Source organism: Actinoplanes sp. NPDC049118 (assembly GCF_040648555.1).
Lineage (GTDB): Bacteria > Actinomycetota > Actinomycetes > Mycobacteriales > Micromonosporaceae > Actinoplanes.
Genome location: NZ_JBEZDY010000013.1, coordinates 1 through 17,875, shown reverse-complemented (window position 1 = coordinate 17,875; position 17,875 = coordinate 1). Strand labels below are relative to the sequence as shown.

Annotated in this window: 19 protein-coding genes; 9 read left to right on the top strand and 10 right to left on the bottom strand. The window is 72.0% G+C overall.

What is annotated here, in order from left to right; translation table 11 throughout:
* Window positions 1–245 precede the first annotated feature (245 nt).
* Both AB0B58_RS21330 and AB0B58_RS21325 read right to left on the bottom strand, forming a co-directional pair.
* Window positions 246–413: a hypothetical protein gene (locus AB0B58_RS21330; protein ID WP_360225981.1), complete on the bottom strand. Its 168-nt coding sequence runs from the start codon at window positions 411–413 to the stop codon at window positions 246–248.
* Between the two features lie 263 nt (window positions 414–676).
* Window positions 677–1,144, bottom strand: coding sequence for a hypothetical protein (locus AB0B58_RS21325; RefSeq protein ID WP_360225979.1), 468 nt, complete (start codon window positions 1,142–1,144; stop codon window positions 677–679).
* A gap of 497 nt (window positions 1,145–1,641) precedes the next feature.
* Here AB0B58_RS21325 and AB0B58_RS21320 point away from each other — a divergent pair, with 497 nt between their 5' ends.
* Complete coding sequence (locus tag AB0B58_RS21320; RefSeq protein ID WP_360225976.1) at window positions 1,642–2,571, top strand: proline dehydrogenase family protein; 930 nt, start codon at window positions 1,642–1,644, stop codon at window positions 2,569–2,571.
* Between the two features lie 26 nt (window positions 2,572–2,597).
* Here AB0B58_RS21320 and AB0B58_RS21315 read toward each other — a convergent pair whose 3' ends face one another.
* Genes AB0B58_RS21315 through AB0B58_RS21305 form a run of 3 tightly spaced genes read right to left on the bottom strand, consistent with a single transcriptional unit; the run spans window position 2,598 to window position 5,083 of the window.
* Window positions 2,598–3,065, bottom strand: coding sequence for an Lrp/AsnC family transcriptional regulator (locus AB0B58_RS21315; protein ID WP_360225973.1), 468 nt, complete (start codon window positions 3,063–3,065; stop codon window positions 2,598–2,600).
* Between the two features lie 43 nt (window positions 3,066–3,108).
* A complete protein-coding gene (locus tag AB0B58_RS21310) occupies window positions 3,109–4,251 on the bottom strand; it encodes an acyl-CoA dehydrogenase family protein (protein WP_360225970.1) in 1,143 nt (380 codons plus the stop codon).
* Between the two features lie 10 nt (window positions 4,252–4,261).
* Complete coding sequence (locus AB0B58_RS21305) at window positions 4,262–5,083, bottom strand: polysaccharide deacetylase family protein (protein WP_360225967.1); 822 nt, start codon at window positions 5,081–5,083, stop codon at window positions 4,262–4,264.
* Window positions 5,084–5,131: 48 nt separating this feature from the next.
* Between AB0B58_RS21305 and AB0B58_RS21300 the strand changes: the two genes are divergently transcribed.
* Genes AB0B58_RS21300 through AB0B58_RS21290 form a run of 3 tightly spaced genes read left to right on the top strand, consistent with a single transcriptional unit; the run spans window position 5,132 to window position 8,133 of the window.
* Window positions 5,132–6,043: a 5'-3' exonuclease gene (locus AB0B58_RS21300; protein WP_360225964.1), complete on the top strand. Its 912-nt coding sequence runs from the start codon at window positions 5,132–5,134 to the stop codon at window positions 6,041–6,043.
* Between the two features lie 60 nt (window positions 6,044–6,103).
* The gene (locus tag AB0B58_RS21295) at window positions 6,104–7,474 is read left to right on the top strand and encodes a serine hydrolase domain-containing protein (protein WP_360225961.1); all 1,371 of its coding nucleotides are present in this window, start codon (window positions 6,104–6,106) and stop codon (window positions 7,472–7,474) included.
* Window positions 7,471–8,133, top strand: coding sequence for a GNAT family N-acetyltransferase (locus AB0B58_RS21290; protein WP_360225958.1), 663 nt, complete (start codon window positions 7,471–7,473; stop codon window positions 8,131–8,133). The genes AB0B58_RS21295 and AB0B58_RS21290 overlap by 4 nt, the downstream gene beginning before the upstream one ends.
* Here AB0B58_RS21290 and AB0B58_RS21285 read toward each other — a convergent pair.
* Together AB0B58_RS21285 and AB0B58_RS21280 are read right to left on the bottom strand one after the other, a co-directional pair.
* Entirely contained in the window at window positions 8,068–8,421 is a 354-nt protein-coding gene (locus tag AB0B58_RS21285) for a hypothetical protein (protein ID WP_360225955.1), read from the bottom strand. The two genes, AB0B58_RS21290 and AB0B58_RS21285, sit on opposite strands and share 66 nt — an antisense overlap.
* Window positions 8,422–8,425: 4 nt before the next feature.
* Window positions 8,426–9,010 carry a hypothetical protein gene (locus AB0B58_RS21280; RefSeq protein WP_360225952.1) on the bottom strand — a complete coding sequence of 195 codons (585 nt, stop codon included), beginning with the start codon at window positions 9,008–9,010 and terminating at the stop codon, window positions 8,426–8,428.
* A 453-nt stretch (window positions 9,011–9,463) separates the two neighbouring features.
* On the opposite strand from AB0B58_RS21280, the gene AB0B58_RS21275 reads away from it, so the two are divergent.
* A complete protein-coding gene (locus AB0B58_RS21275; RefSeq protein WP_360225949.1) occupies window positions 9,464–9,952 on the top strand; it encodes a hypothetical protein in 489 nt (162 codons plus the stop codon).
* A 50-nt stretch (window positions 9,953–10,002) separates the two neighbouring features.
* Entirely contained in the window at window positions 10,003–11,220 is a 1,218-nt protein-coding gene (locus AB0B58_RS21270) for a cytochrome P450 (protein ID WP_360225946.1), read from the top strand.
* A gap of 24 nt (window positions 11,221–11,244) precedes the next feature.
* On the opposite strand, the gene AB0B58_RS21265 is transcribed toward AB0B58_RS21270, so the two are convergent.
* Window positions 11,245–13,956 carry an EAL domain-containing protein gene (locus AB0B58_RS21265; protein WP_360225943.1) on the bottom strand — a complete coding sequence of 904 codons (2,712 nt, stop codon included), beginning with the start codon at window positions 13,954–13,956 and terminating at the stop codon, window positions 11,245–11,247.
* A gap of 224 nt (window positions 13,957–14,180) precedes the next feature.
* On the opposite strand from AB0B58_RS21265, the gene AB0B58_RS21260 reads away from it, so the two are divergent.
* From AB0B58_RS21260 to AB0B58_RS21250, 3 genes are all read left to right on the top strand, one after another.
* Window positions 14,181–14,624, top strand: a complete 444-nt coding sequence (locus AB0B58_RS21260) for a helix-turn-helix transcriptional regulator (RefSeq protein WP_360225940.1) — start codon at window positions 14,181–14,183, stop codon at window positions 14,622–14,624.
* An 87-nt stretch (window positions 14,625–14,711) separates the two neighbouring features.
* Complete coding sequence (locus AB0B58_RS21255; RefSeq protein ID WP_360225937.1) at window positions 14,712–15,275, top strand: TetR/AcrR family transcriptional regulator; 564 nt, start codon at window positions 14,712–14,714, stop codon at window positions 15,273–15,275.
* A 161-nt stretch (window positions 15,276–15,436) separates the two neighbouring features.
* Window positions 15,437–16,429 (top strand): LysR family transcriptional regulator, encoded by a 993-nt coding sequence (locus tag AB0B58_RS21250; RefSeq protein WP_360225934.1) that lies wholly within the window; start codon window positions 15,437–15,439, stop codon window positions 16,427–16,429.
* Here the strand turns inward: AB0B58_RS21250 and AB0B58_RS21245 are convergent.
* Window positions 16,416–17,027: an HNH endonuclease family protein gene (locus AB0B58_RS21245; protein WP_360226669.1), complete on the bottom strand. Its 612-nt coding sequence runs from the start codon at window positions 17,025–17,027 to the stop codon at window positions 16,416–16,418. The two genes, AB0B58_RS21250 and AB0B58_RS21245, sit on opposite strands and share 14 nt — an antisense overlap.
* A 143-nt stretch (window positions 17,028–17,170) precedes the next feature.
* On the bottom strand, window positions 17,171–17,644 hold the full coding sequence (locus AB0B58_RS21240) for an anthrone oxygenase family protein (RefSeq protein ID WP_360225931.1): 474 nt from the start codon (window positions 17,642–17,644) through the stop codon (window positions 17,171–17,173).
* Window positions 17,645–17,875 lie beyond the last annotated feature (231 nt).

The window sequence follows — 17,875 nt, the reverse complement described above, 5'->3', positions numbered from 1 at the left end:
CGTGGACGTCGCCGGGCCGGCACCCGTATGGACTCTGGCGTCGAGCGTCGGTGCGGTCCGGGGCGGCGCAACCGATGTACCGGGGGTATGCGTCGGCGTTCGTCCGCACGCAGGCGCCCGCCCGGTTCCGCTGCGAGGCCGGGTCATCGGCGGCGCCGGTACACCCCCCGCGATCCGCCGGCCGCGTCTACGCCGGTCATCAAGGAGCGCCGCGCCTCGTAAGGCTCCGCCCGAGGAGGCCTCCGTCAGACCGCCCAGCCCATGCGGACATGCCAATCGTTGTCGCTGCCCTCACGCGGATCCTGCAGGAGGTGCAGCACCGGCTGGAGCGGAATCATCTGCTCCGGCGTGATCCGTGGCGGCAGCCGCCGGTAGTCCTCGCGGGTGCGCTCGGCTCGCGCGGTCTTCTCCATGCATTGAAGGTAGGCCCACGCCGCGAGCCACACAATGAGCGCCGGCGAGCCGCATCCTCGTCATTGAGCACTTTTCAACCTGGCCTCGGGCCAGAGGTACCCGAGCCGTCGACCGCCGCTGGGGGCTGCCGCCCGGGCCACGTTGAAAGCTCATTGCCACATCCCATCCATCCGGTGACGTGACCACGAGTGTTCGCGGTGTTGGATGGTCCGGCTGCGTCATGCCGTCCAGGCGGTGGCGGTGACAGATCCCGTGAACGTGCTCAGTGCCAGGACTCGTAGCTGAGGACGCGGCACACCAGCACCACCCGGCCGGTCATCTGCCCCAGCCGCACCGCGTCACGGTGCGTCCATTGGAAGGGCCAGATCGCGCCGACCATCAGGTATTTCTCTGCGGGCCCGTCCGGCGGCACGATGAGTTGATACTGCTGGAACGGCCCGACACTGCCGTGCTGAGCCTGATGCTTCCACTCACGCCGGCCGCGCTCCCCGAGCGTGACCACCGCGACCCTCTCCATCAGGAGCAACGTGGTGTAGCCCATGGGAATCGCCCGGTCCAGGTCCGTGCGCTCCGGCTGCCGGCTCACCGGGAACAGCAAGGAGGGCCGCTCGTGCGCCCAGTAGAGCCGACCGGCCTCGGGAAAGTCGCGATCGAACGGGTTCACGCCGCCCGGCGGCCAGTCGAACCCCCGATGTTCGAGGTGGGGCGGCCGCTCTCCGTGATCCGTCATGGCCACAACTCTAGGGAGGCCGGCCGCACAGCCTGAACGGCATGACCCCGCCGGACCATCCAGCACCGCGAACGTTCGTGGTCACGGCGCCGGCTCCGGCGGGCGCCGCGGATCAGCCCGGCGCCCAGCCGACGTCGCCGGTTTACCGGCACCGAGCTTCCCGCCGCGGCTCCGGCCGAGGTGCCGGCACGAATCTCCGGGCCGGCCCGCACAGCAGGCAACGCACTCCGGTCGAGCCCGACTCGACCCGCTGGAGATCGGCCGCCCGGGCCCCGCGGCGGCCGCCGGACGATCCGGCGGGCGAGCGGGCCGGCCACGGCAAGAACAGACTCGGCGTCGACCTTGGTGGCGGGCCGAAGACACCCAGCCCCGCGGCGTCGCCTAGGACGCGTCACCACCGAGGACGGGCGCCGTAGGCGACCGCATGGTTCGGCTCGGTGACCGGGCGCACGTCGCGTAGGGCATCCTAGGATGACAGGGTGCGGCAGACTTGGGTGATGATCAATGACCCCCGGCAGGCGGCACAGGTTCTGCGCACGCTGGCGCTCGATGAAGGACTGAAGGCCCGGATACCCGGCGACCCCGTGCTCGGGCCCCTCGCCCGCAAGGTTGCCGACCGCTACGTCGCCGGCGAGTCCCTGGAGGACGCACTCCCCCGCGTCGCCGAGGTGCTCGACCGTGGGCATCGGGCCAACGCCGAGTACATGGGCGAGAGCTGCCGCGACGCCGAGCGGGCCGCCCGGGAGACCGACGTCTTCGTCGAGCTCGCCCGGCGGCTGCCGGCCGGCTGTTCGGTCTCGCTCGACCTGTCGCACATCGGCCTGGCGATCTCCACCGACCTCGCCTTCGAGAACGGCACCCGCATCGCCGAGGCCACCGCCGCCGCCGGCCGCGAGATGGTCATCTCGGCGGAGGGTTCCGAGCGCACCGACGCGATCCTCGCCGTGCACCGCCGGCTCGGCGAGCGCTTCGACCACGTCGGCGTCACCGTGCAGGCGCGCCTGCACCGCACCGCGGAGGATCTGGCCGGCCTGCTCGCCCTCCCCGGCCGGATCCGCCTGGTCAAGGGTGCGTTCCTCGAGCCGGAGACCATCGCGTACGCCCGCGACGACAAGTCCCTCGCGGACGCCTACCTGCGCTACGCGGAACTGCTCGCCGGCTCGGGGCACCCGTGCTCGTTCGCGACCCACGACTGGGATCTGATCCACGGGGTGGAGGCCCTGCTCGGCGCCCCGTCGGCCGGCGCGCCCTGGGAGTTCGAGACCCTGCTGGGGCTCGGCCCCGACCGGATCGCGGCGATGGCCGAACGGGGTCACCCCACCCGCGAGTACGTCGTCTTCGGCACCGAGTGGTGGCTCTACGTCTGCAACCGCCTGGCGGAGGACCCGAACCGCCTCTTCCAGGCCCTCGTCGACGCCGCGAGCTGAGGGCCGGGGCACTGCCCGTACGGCGTCTAGGACACTTCGGGTCGGGGGGTGGGCTCGATCCGGGGCGGCCTGTTCTCATACGGGGTGCTCAGCACGACCGTGGTGCGGGTGGTGACGTTCGCCGCCGTACGGATCTCCTGGAGCAGGCGCTCGAGGTCCGCGGGGCTCGCCACCCGGACCATGAGCAGGTAGAAGTCCTCCCCCGCCACCGAGTAGCAGGAGTCGATCTCGGCCAGGTGTGCCAGCCGCTCGGGCGCGTCGTCGGGCTGCGACGGGTCGAACGGGCGGATCGCCACGAACGCCGTCAACGGCAGCTCCAACGCCTCGTAGGACACCTTCGCCGTGTAGCCGCCGATCACGCCGCGCTGCTCCAGCCGGCGTACCCGCTGGTGGACCGCGGAGACGCTCAGGCCGACCCGCTCGGCGAGATCGGTGTAGGACAGCCGGCCGTCCACGGTGAGGGCGCTGACGATCGCCCGGTCGATCTCTTCCACGGCGACAACTTACCGGGCCGGCGGCCCCGGTAACGAACCGGTTTCATCCCCGGGTCAGTGACCGGCTGATGACCAGGCGCTGAATCTGGTTGGTGCCCTCGACGATCTGCAGCACCTTGGCCTCGCGGAACCAGCGCTCGACCGGGTGGTCGCTGACGTAGCCGGCCCCGCCGAGCACCTGGATCGCGTCGGTCGTCACCCGCATGGCGACATCGGTGGCGAACAGCTTGGCCTTGGCGGCCTCCACCGAGAACGGCCGGCCGGCGTCCTTGAGGCGAGCGGCGGCCAGCATCAGGGCGCGGGCGGCGGAGACCTGCGTGGCCATGTCGGCGAGCATGAACCCCACACCCTGGAACTCCCCGATCGCCCGGCCGAACTGCTCGCGCTCGCGGGCGTACCCGGCGGCGTAGTCGACCGCGGCCTGCGCGAGCCCGACCGCGCAGGCGGCGATGCCGAGCCGGCCGGCGTCGAGCGCCTGCATCGCGATCCGGAAGCCGGAACCCGGCTCGCCGACCAGGCAGTCGGCCGGGACCCGGGCGCCGTCGAAGACGATCTGCGCGGGCGGCGACGACCGCAGCCCCATCGTGCGCTCCGGCACCTGCGGCAGGATCCCGGGCGTGCCGGCGTCGGCGACCACGCAGGAGATGCCCGCCGCGCCGGGACCGCCGGTGCGGCAGAAGATGTTGTAGAAGTCGGCCTGCCCGCCGTGGGTGATCCACGCCTTGGTGCCGGTGACGACCCAGGCCTCGCCGTCGCGCACGGCCCGGGTGGTCAGGGCCGCGGCGTCCGAGCCGCCCTGCGGCTCGGAGAGGCAGTAGGCGCCGAGCAGGTCGCCGCCGAGCATGTCGGGCAGCGACTTGCGCTGGCGTTCGCTGCCGTGCGCGGCGATCGGGAAGCAGGAGAGGGTGTGCACGCTGACCGCCTCGGCGATCGCCAGCCACGAACCCGCGAGGATCTCGAGGACCTGGAGATAGACCTCGTACGGCTGGCCGGAGCCGCCGTCCGCCTCCGGGTAGGGCAGGCCGAGCAGCCCGGCGCCGCCCAGGGTGCGCAGCACCTCCCGGGGGAACTCGCCCTGCTGCTCGAACCGGGCCACCCGGGGGGCGAGCTCGCCGTCGGCTAGCTCGCGGGTGAGACCCAGCAGCTCGTACGCCTCATCCGTTGGCAGAATCCGCTCGACCGTCACACCTGACAGCTTAACGAACGTTTGGCAGGTTCGTCTCCCCACCCGTACCCGACGCGCGGTGGCCGACCAGCGTGATGCCCTCCGCGGCCAGCAGGGCGGCCGCTTGCGGCGCGGTCAGGAATTCGTGGTCGGTGGCGCGGACCCGCCAGCCCGGGTCGATGCGGCGGGCCTCGTCGTCGGCCAGGCCCGGGTGTACGGCCCATTCGCTGGTGCCCTCGGGCAGGGCTCGCAGCAGTTCCGCGTACCGGAGGAACTTGGCCTCGAGGCCGAGCCGGAAGCTGTCCAGGAAGTCGTGGTCGGTGACCGGGCGGCCGAGGCGCCGCAGGCGCCGCCGGGCCGGACCGAGCCAGGCGCGGACGCCCAGGCCGTGCTCGTCGGCGAGCGCGAGGGTCACGTCGAAGAGGTCCTCGCGGCCGCCGTCGGCAAGGCAGTGCCAATCAAGGTGCGTCGGGCTCAGGCGTGCGTCGAGCACGGCCCGGATCTGGGCCCGGAACTCGACGGCGACCTCCTCGGCGCGGGCCTGTGCGAGCAGCGCCGGCACCTGGTCCGGCCGGAAGAACTCCCCCGCGGCGTTGAGCAGCGACGGGACCTCTCCGCGCGCGGTCAGCGGGGCCCACGGGTACGCAGGGGTGTCGCAGAACAGGGTCAGGTGGATGCCGAACGGCAGGTGCGGGCGGTCCCGGAGCAGCGACATCGCCCCGGCCGCCGCCGGGCACGGTGGCATCAGGCTGCACGAGCTCGCGATGCCGTCCTCGAGGGCGTGCAGCACCCCCGCGTTGACCGCCGGGTACATGCCGAAGTCGTCGCAGTTGATGATCAGCCGTCGTGGCACCGAGCCAGGCTCCCGCAAACTGTCACACCGCGCGACTAGGTTAGGGCCGTGACTGAGCGACCCCTGCTGGCTGTCGATGCCCCCAGCCTGTATTTCCGCGCGTTCCACGGCATCCCCGAGTCCGCCGCGAGGACCTCCGCCGGCGAGCCGGTCAACGCGATCCGCGGCTTCCTCGACATGATCGCCCAGCTGGTCCGGACCCGCCGGCCCGATCGGCTGGTCTGCGCCCTCGACGCGGACTGGCGGCCGGCCTGGCGGGTCGCGCTCGTCCCGTCATACAAGCGGCACCGGGTCGCGCACGGCACCGTCGAGGAGGTGCCCGCGGCCCTGGAGAAGCAGGTCCCGGTCCTGCTCGAGGTGCTCAGGGCGGTGGGCATCCCGGCCTTCGGGGTGGCCGGCTACGAGGCCGACGACGTGCTGGGCACGCTCGCCGCCACCCAGCCGGGGCCGGTCGAGGTCGTCTCGGGCGACCGCGACCTGTTCCAGCTGGTCGACGACGCGCGCGGCACGCGGCTGCTCTACTGCGGGCGCGGCGTCGCCAAGCTCGAGGACAGCGACGACGCGGCCGTCGAGGCCAAATACGGCGTCCCGGCCCGCTGGTATGCGGACTTCGCGGCGATGCGCGGCGACCCGAGCGACGGCCTGCCGGGCGTGCCCGGCGTCGGCGAGAAGACCGCGGCGCGGCTGATCGCGCGCTATGGCGGCGTCGACGAGATCCTGGCCGCGCTCGACGACAAGGACGCCGGGTTCGCGCCCGGCCTGCGCATCAAGCTGGACGCGGCCCGTGACTACCTGGCGGCCGCCCTGCCGGTGTGCCGGGTCGCGCTCGACGTGCCGCTGCCACCCTTCGACGCGACGCTGCCGTCGGCGCCCCAGGACGGCGAAGCCCTGCTGGCGCTCGCCGAGCGGTGGAACCTCGCGGGCTCGGCCCGCCGCCTGGTCGACGCCCTCGCCGGCTGATCCGGATCCACGCCCGATGGACCTGGTGCGCGGCGGGCCCGTGGTAAAGACTCGTTGTCCATGAACGACGGGGAACTGGCTCGGCAGTGGTCCGAGATCCTGGACCGCCTGGACCGGCACGGCGCCCGCGACCGGACGTCGCCGGACGTGGCGACCCTGCCCGAACTCATGGACACCTACCGGATTCCCGGGCTCGGCATCGCGGTGGCACACGACGACGGGCGGACCTGGTCGGCCGGCTACGGCACCACGGGCGCCGACGCGCCCACACCGGTGGGCCCCGACACCGCGTTCCAGGCCTGCTCGATCAGCAAGCACGTCGCCGCGTTCGGCGCGTTGCGGCTCGTCGACGGCGGCGTGCTGGACCTGGACGCCGACATCGGCGAATACCTGACCACCTGGCGGCTGCCGGCGGGCGAGGGCCGGCCCGCGACGGTGACGCTGCGCCAACTGCTGGCGCACACGGCCGGGCTGTCCTACAACTGGTTCCGCGGCTACGGCGTGGACGGCCCCGCGCCGACCCTGTTGCAGACCCTGGAGGGCAGGGCACCGGCGAACACCCCGCCCGTTCGGCCCAGCCTGCTGCCGGGCAGCCGGTTCCGGTACTCGGGCAGCCACTACGCCGTGCTGCAGCAGCTGATGGTCGATGTCACCGGCGCCCGGTTCGACGCCCTCATGCAGACGCTGGTGCTCGATCCCGTGTCCATGGTGGACAGCAGCTTCGACCAGCGGTTCCCGCACCGGCGGCCCCGATCGGTGGCGTCGGGCCATCACCGCGTCGGCACCGCCGTTCCCGGCGGCTGGCGCACGATCCCGGAGATGGCCGGCGCGGGCCTGTGGAGCACGCCCACCGACCTGCTCCGGCTCGAACTCGAGATCGCCCGCGCCGCCTCCGGAGAATCCGAGCTGCTCGGCCGCGACCTGGCCACGCAGATGCTGACGCCACAACTCCCCGGCGGCGCCTACGGCCTGGGCACCGAGCTCGACGACTCCCCCGGCCGCCGCCGGTTCGGGCACACCGGCGACAACGTCGGCTACTCCTGCTTCTCGTTCGCCTGGCCCGACGCCGGCGCCGCGGTCGCCGTGATGACCAACTCCGAGGACACGACCGAGGTACGGACCAGCATCCTCACCGCCGCCGAACGCCGTTACGCCGCAGCCCGGGCCGCCCCGCCGGGTGAGGTGACGGGCCGCTACCTGCTGCGGGACGACTTTCCCATCGACGTCGCGGCCGCGGACGGCGGACTCTCGCTCACGGCCGCGGGCCAGTCCCCGGCGATCCTGGTGCCGCTGCGCGACGGCGGCTTCCGACACCCGGGACTCGACCTCGAGGTCAGGTTCCAGCGAGACATCATGGAGCTACGTCAGGAGGGCGTCACGCAGACCGCGACGCGAACGGCCGGCCCGTCGCCGGGCGAGGATCAGGCGTGAGGTTCAGCCTTTCGACGCCGCCGGCCATCCCCGCCGGCGCTCTCTCCGCCGGCCCGCAACCGGTGCTCTCCGCACCGGGCGGCCTGGTTCTGCGGCCCTGGGAGGCCTCCGACGCGGCGGTCTTCCTCTCCGCATACCGGGACCCTGCGATCCGGCACTGGCACACCCGCCAGCCCGGGTCCGAGGACCAGGTCCGCGACTGGTTCGATCGGTACCGCCGGGCCTGGGCCGAGGAGACGGGCGCGCACTGGGCGGTGACCCGGAACGGCGGTGAGGTGCTGGGGCGCATCGCCATGGGCGGGATGAACCTCGATGACGGTGTCGCCGGATGCGCATACTGGGTGCTCCCGGCGGCCCGGGGAGCGGGTGTCGCCTCCCGGGCGCTGACGGCCATGAGCGTCTGGGCACTGGGCGAGGGCCGCTTCCACCGTCTGCACCTGGACCACTCGACCCGCAACGATGCCTCCTGCCGCGTCGCCCTGAAGTCCGGCTTCCTCCTGGAGGGCACCAAACGCAGCGACGCCGTCCATTCTGACGGCCGGCACGACATGCACCTGCACGCCCGCATCCGCGGCGACGACCCGGGCCACGCGCTACGACTCGGCGATCACCGATCGCAGCGCCTCGGCGACCTCACGGAGGAAGACCGCAGCGCCTGAGTCGGTCTGATCGTGGTCGATTCCCCAGTTTGCGTCGCCTTCGACCAACTGCAGCAGCGTGCCCGGCGGCTGCGGCTCAGCCAGGACGGTGTCCAGCGCGTCGAGGTACTGGCGGAGATGGAAATCGTTGGTCCGCGCCGTCCGTCGGAGCTCCGCACGGATCTCGTCGAAGCTCTCGGCGTCCGCCACATAGCCGTGCAGCAGCGCCCGGACCTTCTCGATTGGCGGCAGCGCCACCCGCTCAGCGATCCGCCCGCGGAGCGACTCGGGAAGCCCAGACGTGTCCATCGCCTCACCCTAGCCCGGCCGGAAAGGCGGTGACGATGAACGGCACGGCGGGATCCGAGCCTTCCACGACCCGGATGCGGATCCGGACGAGACTGGTCTCCCCATACTCCGACTGACGTGGACCTGCGCCGTACATGCCCCTGTTGTAGTAGCCCTGACCGACGCGATGACCCGCGTTGAACAGGTTCTCGTGGAATCCGTCGAACGCCAGGTCGTCGCGGATCGTCTGCCAGTTCTGCTGAACGTACCGATTCACCTCGCGGTTCATGGTCGACGGATCGGTCCACTTGTAGGACCTGCTTTCCGCCTTGCCCCAGCCCGTCTCGCCGAAGATCCGGCCCTCGACCGTCTTCACGCCCGGCTGCCTCGGCAGGGGCAGCTGCGGGCCGTGCCGGTCGATCGTGTGTGCCCCGTCGGCGCCATGGGCGTCATCGTTGGCCGCGATGTTGAACTTGGGCGGTTCGTCACCGAGCTGCCCGTGTCGCCGGAGGATCTCCTGGAACCGGGACTCGTCAGGCGTCGGTGCGTGCTGTCCCCCGCCGTTGCCGGCGTCGACCTGACCCGCCCCGGCGCGCCCCTGCCGGGCCACTCGCGCGATTTCGCGCTCGGCGTGAGCCACACTCGTGACAGCGCCTCGGGTTTCCCGGACCGGTCGTGGCGCACCCCCGCCGTCGGTCGCGCCCTGGCGCGGTGGAGTCGACCCTTCGTCGCCACCATGGACCCTAGGCCGCGCGGTCACCGCCTATCCACCTCGCGCTCTCACCCGGTCACGCTCCGCCACCGCAGGCCTGACAGGGTAACGAGTCAGGTCCATCGATATCGCCCTTGCACAAGATCACCCGATGCAGTTCGGGCTCGGCCCCGCCGGCGCCGGGCCGGCGCTACAGATGATCCAAAGCGCGGTTCCGTAACTTTTGTGGTGGTGTGGGAGTTGCAGGTGTTGGTTCAGGACGGATCAGCCGTCCGGATAGGACGATCACAGATCGTCGGTACACCAACACCGCGAGGCGCGGTCGAGCCCGCCTGGAAGGACTGTCCCACCATGAGCACGCCCGTCGTCCCCGAAACCGAGCCGAACCCCACCCTGGCCACCGAGCCGACCCCGCCGGCGCCGCGCCGCGGGCGCTGGATCTGGATCGCGGGCGCGGCGACCGCCGTCCTCGTCTCCGCCGGCGGCTGGCTGGTGTACGACCGGACGATCAAGGAAGACCCGGGCGTCGCCGCCTGCAACGCGATGCGCGACCACGCCGACGCCGTGAAGGCCGGCGCCGCGGCGCCGATGAACCAGGCCGAATACACCCAGGCGCGGGCGCAGTTCGAGGAGTCCCGCCACGGCGACCTCCGCGAGCACGGCACGGCCCTGATCGACCTGGTGCGGCAGATTCAGAAGCTCGGCAAGAACCCGGGCGCCGGCGCCGCGGCCTACGTCGGCCCCCTCACCACCCACACCGCCGGCCTGCAGACCGCCTGCGCAGCCCAGGGTGTGAACCTCGACCTCAACCTCGGCGGGACGCCGCGCAACGGCGGATGACCCCGGATTGGCATAGATAACGATCACTGGGGTCCGTCAGAATCGCCACCATGAGCGACCATGGTGCGACGGTACGGGAATACGACCTGTTCACCCCCGAGGCACTGGCGGACCCCGACGGCCTCCTGCACCGGGTACGCGCCGAGAGTCCACTCGCGTGGCTGCCACAACTCGACGCCTACCTGCTGACCCGGTACGCGGACGTCAACGCGGCGCTGCGCGACAAGCGGATGGACAGCGCCAACATGGCGCGGGTCCTCCAGCGCCTGACGCCCGCGGAGCAGGAGGAGCTGGCCCCGGTCCGCCGATCCATCGAGATGTGGATGGGGCACACAGTCCCGGCCGACCACGTCCGCTTCCAGCAGCTGCTCAAGCGCTACTTCACTCCGGCGATGGTCGACCGGCTGCGGCCCCGGGTGCGCGAGTTCACCGGCGAGCTCCTCGACGCCGTCGCCCCGAAGGGCCAGATGGACGTCGTTCGCGACCTGGCGTACCCGCTGCCCGCGAACGTGATCGCCGAGCTGCTCGGCATGCCGGTCACCGACCGCGAGCAGCTGCAGGCGTGGTCGCGCGACATCCTGCCGATCTTCGGCGACGGCGACCTCCAGCAGCTGCGCCGGGCGCAGCGCAGCATGCTCGAGATGCACGACTACCTGCGGCTCATCGCGGCCGAGCGCCGCCGGGCTCCCCGCGAGGACGTGCTGAGCACGTTCATGGCCGCCGAGGCCGAGGGCATCGTCACGGAGGACGAGGCGGTCGCCAACTGCGTGCTGCTGCTCTTCGCCGGCCACGAGACCACGGCGAACCTGATCGCCAACGGCCTCGTCCTGCTCTTCGAGAACCCGGGCCAGCTGGCCCGGCTCCGGGAGAGTCCCGGCCTGATGCCCCGCGCCGTCGAGGAGATGCTGCGCTGCGACGGCCCGGCCGGAGTCGTCGGCCGCGTCACCACCGAACCCGTCGAGCTGGCCGGGAGCACCGTACCGGCGGGAAGGCACGTCTATCTCGCGCTCATGGCCGCCAACCGCGACCCGGAGGTCTTCGCCGACCCGGACGTCTTCGACATCACCCGCGAGGGCAGGCGGCATCTCGGCTTCGGCATGGGCACCTACTACTGCCTGGGCGCGGCGCTGGCCCGGATGGAGACCGACGAGTGCCTGCGGATCCTGCTCGAACGCTGCCCCGAGCTGCGGCCCGCGTACGAGACGCCGCAGTGGCTGCCGACCGCGCCGATCGGCCACCGGCTGGGTTCCCTGCCGGTCACCTTCTGACGGCCGGGACGTGAGGGCGCTGGGTCAGGCGGGGACGGAGAGCTTCGCGGACAGGCCCTCGGCCAGGATCCGGCCCGCGTCGTCCGCCGGCAGCGGCCGCGACAACAGGTAGCCCTGTGCGACGTCGCAGTCCAGCTCGCGCAGGGCCGCCAGCTGGATCTGGTCCTCGATGCCCTCGGCGACCGTGGTCATGCCGAGGCTCTTGCCGAGGCGCACGATCGTGCGGACCAGGGCCTCGTCCTCGCGGTCGCCGCCGAGGCGGTCCACGAAGGAGCGGTCGATCTTCAGGATGTCCATCGGGTAGCGGCGCAGGTACGCCAGCGACGAGTATCCCGTACCGAAATCGTCCATGGCGAGGGTGACGCCGAGCGCCTTCAGGCGCTCGAGCTGGGTGAGGTTCTCGTCGGTGTCGGTGAGCAGCACGCTCTCCGTCATCTCCAGGCAGAGCTGGTCGACCGGCAGGCCGGTCTCGGCCAGTACCTCGGCGACCGTGGCGGAGAGGTCACCGTGCTCGAACTGGCGCACGGAGACGTTCACCGACATCTTGAGCCGGCGGGTGGTGCCCGCGCCCCAGGCGACGGCCTGGCGGCAGGCCTCGGCGAGCACCCAGCGGCCCATGGGGACGATCAGGCCGGTCGCCTCGGCGATGCCGATGAAGTCGAGGGGGGAGACCATGCCGCGGGTCGGGTGGTGCCAGCGCACCAGCGCCTCGAAACCGATGATCTTTCCGGTACGCAGGTCGACCGTGGGCTGGTAGTGCAGGGCCAGCTCGTTGCGTTCCAGGGCCAGCCGCAGGTCGGCCTCGAGTTCGAGGCGCTGCAGGAGGCCGCTGAGCATCTGCGGGTCGTAGGCGGCCAGCCCGGCGCCGCCGGCGGACTTGGCCCGGTACATGGCCAGGTCGGCGTTGCGCAGCAGCTGGTCGACGTTGTCGGCGTCGGCGCCGGAGGCCAGGCCGATGCTCACCGCCACGCGCAGGTCGCGGCCGCCGACCACGAAGTGTTCCTCGAGCGCGCCGGCGATGCGGCCGGCGACCGCCTCGGCGTCGGCGCGGGCTGCCAGTGACTCGATGAGGACGCCGAACTCGTCGCCGCCGAAGCGGGCCACGGTGTCGCCCTCGCGTACGGCGGCGCGCAGCCGGTCGGCGACCTGCAGGAGCAGCGCGTCGCCGGCGGCGTGGCCGAGGCTGTCGTTGATCTCCTTGAAGCCGTCCAGGTCGAGGACGAGGATCGCCACGTCGTCGGAGCGCACGCTCTGCTCGAGCGCCTCGATCACCCGTTCGCGGAACAGGGCGCGGCTGGCCAGCCCGGTCAGGCTGTCGTGGTACGCCTCGTGCATGAGCTGCTCCTGCAGCTCGCGCGAGTCGTGGATGTCGCGGGTGTTGAGCACGTAGCCGCCGACGGCCGGGTCGTGCAGCAGGTTGGTGATGGTCATCTCGGCGAGCCGGAGGCGACCGCTGTGGTGGCGGATCGGCACCTCGAGGACGACGACGCCCAGCGGCTGGTCTTTGATCGACTCGATGCCGGCGGCGATCGCCGGCGCGGCCCGGCGGCCGACGACCTGGACCAGGTTGAGGCCGAGCAGCATCTCCGGGGTGTAGCCGAAGATCCGTTCGACCGATTCGCTCTGGAAGCGGATCGTCGTTTCGGCGTCGATGACCGCGACCGACTCGGAGCTCTGCAGCACGAGGGCGCGGAAGCGCGCCTCGCTGGCCTGCAGTTCCGCGCTGCGCTTGGCGACACGCGCCTCGAGCTGGCGGGTCAGGTGGCGGTTCTCGAGCAGGGTCAGCAGCTGGCGGACGATGATCAGCACGATCAGCGCCGTGCGGGAGCCGCCGGTGAACAGGTCGCTGCGCCCGGAGACCGCGTAGAAGGCCACGCTGCAGACCAGGGCGGCGAGCACCACCGCGTACGGCACGAGCATCGCCACGGGGCGCTGGTCGGCGTCGTCCTCGGACTCGGGCGCGGGGCGGGAGAGGCCGGGGCCGGGGCGGCGGGCGGCGAGCAGCACCAGGGCGAAGGCGGCGATCCAGGCGATGTCGAGCAGGCCGCCGGAGGCGTACTCGTCGTGCAGGGCCAGGAACACGTAGATGCTGTCGGCGGTGGCGATCACCAGCATCGCCGCGCCGATGAGCACGAGCGATCCCGAGCCCTGGCCGCCGCGGCGCAGCAGGGCGAGCGTGTAGAGCACGATGGTGACCAGCACGACGTCGCCGAGCGGGTATCCGAGCAGGACGTAGAGGCCGGCCGTGTTGTCGGCGCCCTCGGTGAGCAGCGGGCCGATGACCGCGATCCAGCTGATCAGCAGCAGCGAGCAGGCGATCATCATGCCGTCGACGATGCTGCGTACGCGGTTGGCCGTGGACTGCCGGGCGGCGGGCACCATGAGCAGGCCCGCGGCGGTGAGCGGGACCATGCCGAGGTAGCCGACGTCGGGAAGCCCAGGGAACGGCACCTCGCGACCCTGGACGGTCTCGATCCACGTCCAGGCGGCCTCACCGAAGGAGTACGACAGGGCGCCGAGTCCGAGCCCGATCCACGCGGCGCCCATCCGGCCGCGGCTGCGCACTGCCCGGATCAGGCAGGCGATGCCGGCGGCGAGGGTGATCAGGACCGTACCGATGTTCGTGGCGGTACGGGTGACGATCTCCCCGCCGAAACCGCCGACCGTCCAGACGGCGAACACGACGACGAGGGCGACGACCCCCGTGGTGCCCCGACCGGGGTGCCTGAACGTCATCAGACCCCTTCCGTCTGCCGGTCGCACGCCCGGTGGTGTGCTGTCCACCGTCGAATCGGGCGGGTGGCGTGCCACTTGAGGGATTCGGCGCGGTCCGGGTACCGGTTCGCGCGATTGTCGTGTGGTCCCTGTGGCAGCCGTCGACCAGAGGTACGGGAGTGGCCGCCGGGACCGCGTCGCCGACGACCGGCCGCCGGGCCGCGCGATGTGGCACGATTTCACAGGTGACCAGTAGACCCGCCGCGGAGCAGCACCTGCGCGACCTGGCGCGGCTGCGCCGGGTCCGCGACCGGATCGACCGGGAGTACGCGCAGCCGCTGGACGTCGAGGCGCTCGCCGGCGGCGTGCACATGTCGGCGGGTCACCTCAGCCGCGAGTTCCGGCTCGCGTACGGCGAGTCGCCGTACTCCTATCTGATGACGCGGCGCATCGAGCGAGCGATGGCGTTGCTGCGCCGCGGCGACCTCGGCGTCACCGAGGTCTGTTTCGCGGTCGGCTGCTCGTCGCTGGGCACCTTCAGCACCCGCTTCACCGAACTGGTCGGCATGCCGCCCAGCGCGTACCGGCGCGAGGCGGCGCGGGCTACCGCGGGGATGCCGTCGTGCGTGGCGAAGCAGGTGACCAGGCCGGTCAGGCACCGGGAGGCGCCGGCCGCCAAGGGCACCTGACCCGGGGCCGCCCTGCCGGCGGGGAACCTCCGCGCCGCGATGTGCCACCCTGTCGGCACGGACACCGGCGAGGAAGGACGACCCGCGATGGCCGAGCGCCCCCTGCGCGCCGACGCCCGGCGCAACCGCGACCGCCTCCTCGAGGTGGCCGTGCGGGCGTTCTCGACGGCCGGGCCGGACGTGGCGCTGGAGACGATCGCGCGCGCGGCGGGCGTCGGGATCGGCACGCTGTACCGGCACTTCCCGACGCGGGAGGCGATGGTCGAGGCGGTGTACCGCGGCGAGCTCGACCGGCTCTGCGACTCGGTGGCGCCGCTGCTCGCGGCCGGCGCGCCCGACCGGGCGCTGCGCGTCTGGATGGACGACTTCGTGGACTATCTGGCGACCAAGCGCGGCATGGCCGAGGCGGTGCGGATGGTGATCAACTCAGGTGACGGGGAGTTCGCGCACAGCCTGGAACGGCTGACGGACGCGCTCACGATGCTGCTCGACGCGGGCATCCGGGCCGGCGCGCTGCGCGCGGACGTCCCGGTGATGGACGTGCTGACCTGCCTGAACGGGGTGACCCTCGCAGCCGGCGGGCCGGGGCAGCGGGAGCAGGCAGGCCGCCTGCTCGACCTGATGATGGACGGCCTGCGCCCACGCACCTGACCGACGCCGAGCGGTCCGGCCGGCAAACGTCATGTGAACGGGCAGTGACCCAGATCACCCCGATATGTCGTCTTCCGGTAGGACTCCACCGATGTCGCTCGTCCCCCGAAATTCACAATGTTGGTATTTCGGTACCCGGCGCCGACCTCTACCGTCGGCTTGTGGACCTCGAGCTGCGCCACCTCAGGATGATCTGCGCGATCGCCGAGGCGGGCAGCGTGACCAAGGCCGCCGCCGCGCTCGGGCTGGCCCAGCCCGCGCTGACGACCCAGCTCAAGCGCATCGAGCGGACCGTCGGCGGCCCGCTGTTCCATCGTGGACGGCGCGGCACCCGGCCCACCCCGCTCGGCGATCTGGTGCTGGCGCGGGCCCGGCTGGTCATCCCCGCCGTCAACGGCCTGCACCGCGACGTCACCGCCTTCGTCGGCTCCGACCGGCCCGGGCAGTACCGGATCGGCGCCACCAACGGCCCGGTCTCCGGCGGCCTCGTCCAGCGGCTCGCCGCGGCCCACCCGAACAGCCCGGTCACCATGCACGCCACGTGGTCCGCGGACGAGATCTGCGCGCGGGTGCTCGACGGCCGGCTCGACTACGCGCTCGTCGGCGCCTGCGCCCCGTCGATACCCTCCCCCGACGCAGGCCTGGTCTGGCAGCCGGTCTGCGTCGACCCGGTCTGGGTCCTGGTCGGCGCCGGGCACCGGCTGGCGGGACGGGACGAGGTTCCGCTCGCCGAGTTCGCCGGGGAGAGGTGGGCCACCGCCCCCGGCGACGGTTGCTTCAACGACTGCTTCGCCATCGCCTGCGCCCGGGCGGGCTTCACGCCGCTGCCGCCGTACGAGATGGATGTCGGCAGCTGCATCGACCTGGTCGCCGGCGGCGCGGCGGTGGTCCTGTGCCAGGGCACCGTGCGGCCGATAACCGGGGTCGTCGCGCTGGCGCTGGAGGGCTCGCCGTTGCGCTGGCGGCACCTGCTCGGCTGGGATCCGGCCGGTCCCGCCGCCGCCCGCGCCGCCGAGGTCGCCACGCTCGCGGTACAGGCCTACCTCGACGTCGTGAGCATCCGGCCACGCTTCGCGCAGTGGCTGGGCGCGAACCCGGGGTTCGGCGCCCAGCCGGTCGTCGCGCCGCTGTCCGCGGGGGTCAGCAGGCGTTGAGCATCGTCGTCAGGGCCGACTTCTCCGCGCTGGTGACGGTGAGCGCCCAGACGTACTTCACCTTGACCCACATCCGGGCGTAGGTGCAGTGGTAGCCGGTCAGCGGCGGCTTCCACGAGTCTGGCGACTTGTCGCTCTTGGACTGGTTGACGTTGTCGGTGACCGCGATGAGCTGCGGGTTGGTCAGGTCGTTGGCGAACGACTCGCGCTTGCTGGTCGTCCACGCCCAGGCGCCGGAGATCCACGCGTTCTTCAGCGGCACCATGTGGTCGATGTCCACATCGGACGCAGCGGCCCAGGTGGCGCCGTCGTACGGGCTGTACCACCGCCCGGAGGTGGAGGCGCACGCCGAGTCGACGACCACGCCGGTGCCGTCGCGCTTGAGCACGGTCTCCCGGGTGTTGCAGGCGCCGGAGACGGTGTGCCAGTGCGGGAAGAGGTCCCGGTTGTAGGTGGTGGTGTGCGTCGAGGCCGCGACCGTGAGCGCGGCGAGGTAGGTCCGGGCGGTGGTGGCGGCGGGGATACCGGGGGGAGTCGCGCCGGCCGGCGCGGCGAAGCCGAGTTGCAGCAGCACGGCCGCCAGCACGGCGGAGAGCAGTGCGGGGGTGAGACGGCGTCTGGTCAAGAGAGCCTCCGGGGGGAGTGACCGAGGTGGTGAGAAGGATTCTCAGCGCACCTCGGGCGCCCGCCCAGATGTCAAACTTGGTATACCGCCGTCTATATAGCCGGGTCAGCCGCGGCTCAGGACTGCAGCAGCGCCCAGCACCAGCAGACCGCCGCCGCGGCGCACAGCGCGGTGCGGACGTGGTTCCACCGCACCCACGGCCTCTCGTACGCCTCCCGGGCGGCGGCCGGATCGGTGCTGCCGGCCTCGTCCAGGCCGTTGTTCAAGGGGATGTGGATCCGGGCCGTGACCACCAACTGTGCGATGTAGACGGCCAGGCCGGCCGCCGCGGGTACCAGCACGGCGGTGTCGCCGTCGATCGCCACCAGGACGACGGCCACGACCCCGAAGATCAGCGCCCCGGCGAAGCAGAGCGCGAACCAGCCGTTCAGGATCGCCCGGTTGATCCGCTGCATGACCTCGACCAGGACCGCGGCGTCGGCGCCGCGCAGCGCCGGCATCACCGAGCACGAGTACGCGTGGAAGAGGCCCGCCATCATCGCGGTGGTGAGTGTCGCGGCGAGCAGGGCAACGGTGCGCAGCGCGTCCATGCGGGCAGCCTATAGAAAGCGGTCGAGCCGCCCGGCTGGTGTGCCGGGCGGCTCGTGGGGTCGTGCGGGTCGTGCGGGGTGGTGTGGTGGGTTACTTGATGGTGACGTTGAAGATCGGGTCGGCGGCGAGCTTGCGGAACGCGGCGAGGCTGGAGGCCTTGCTGTTGATGCTGATGTCGCGGTCGCCCTGGTCGTCCTTCTTGGTGTCGAAGTAGACGATGGCCTTGATCC

What these genes read in the sequence shown, in the direction of transcription:
- AB0B58_RS21330 (WP_360225981.1), bottom strand. Translation starts at nt 413, where the DNA reads ATGGAGAAGACCGCGCGAGCCGAGCGCACCCGCGAGGACTACCGGCGG.
- AB0B58_RS21325 (WP_360225979.1), bottom strand. Translation starts at nt 1,144, where the DNA reads ATGACGGATCACGGAGAGCGGCCGCCCCACCTCGAACATCGGGGGTTC.
- AB0B58_RS21320 (WP_360225976.1), top strand. Translation starts at nt 1,642, where the DNA reads ATGATCAATGACCCCCGGCAGGCGGCACAGGTTCTGCGCACGCTGGCG.
- AB0B58_RS21295 (WP_360225961.1), top strand. Translation starts at nt 6,104, where the DNA reads ATGAACGACGGGGAACTGGCTCGGCAGTGGTCCGAGATCCTGGACCGC.
- AB0B58_RS21285 (WP_360225955.1), bottom strand. Translation starts at nt 8,421, where the DNA reads ATGGACACGTCTGGGCTTCCCGAGTCGCTCCGCGGGCGGATCGCTGAG.
- AB0B58_RS21275 (WP_360225949.1), top strand. Translation starts at nt 9,464, where the DNA reads ATGAGCACGCCCGTCGTCCCCGAAACCGAGCCGAACCCCACCCTGGCC.
- AB0B58_RS21270 (WP_360225946.1), top strand. Translation starts at nt 10,003, where the DNA reads ATGAGCGACCATGGTGCGACGGTACGGGAATACGACCTGTTCACCCCC.
- AB0B58_RS21265 (WP_360225943.1), bottom strand. Translation starts at nt 13,956, where the DNA reads ATGACGTTCAGGCACCCCGGTCGGGGCACCACGGGGGTCGTCGCCCTC.
- AB0B58_RS21255 (WP_360225937.1), top strand. Translation starts at nt 14,712, where the DNA reads ATGGCCGAGCGCCCCCTGCGCGCCGACGCCCGGCGCAACCGCGACCGC.
- AB0B58_RS21240 (WP_360225931.1), bottom strand. Translation starts at nt 17,644, where the DNA reads ATGGACGCGCTGCGCACCGTTGCCCTGCTCGCCGCGACACTCACCACC.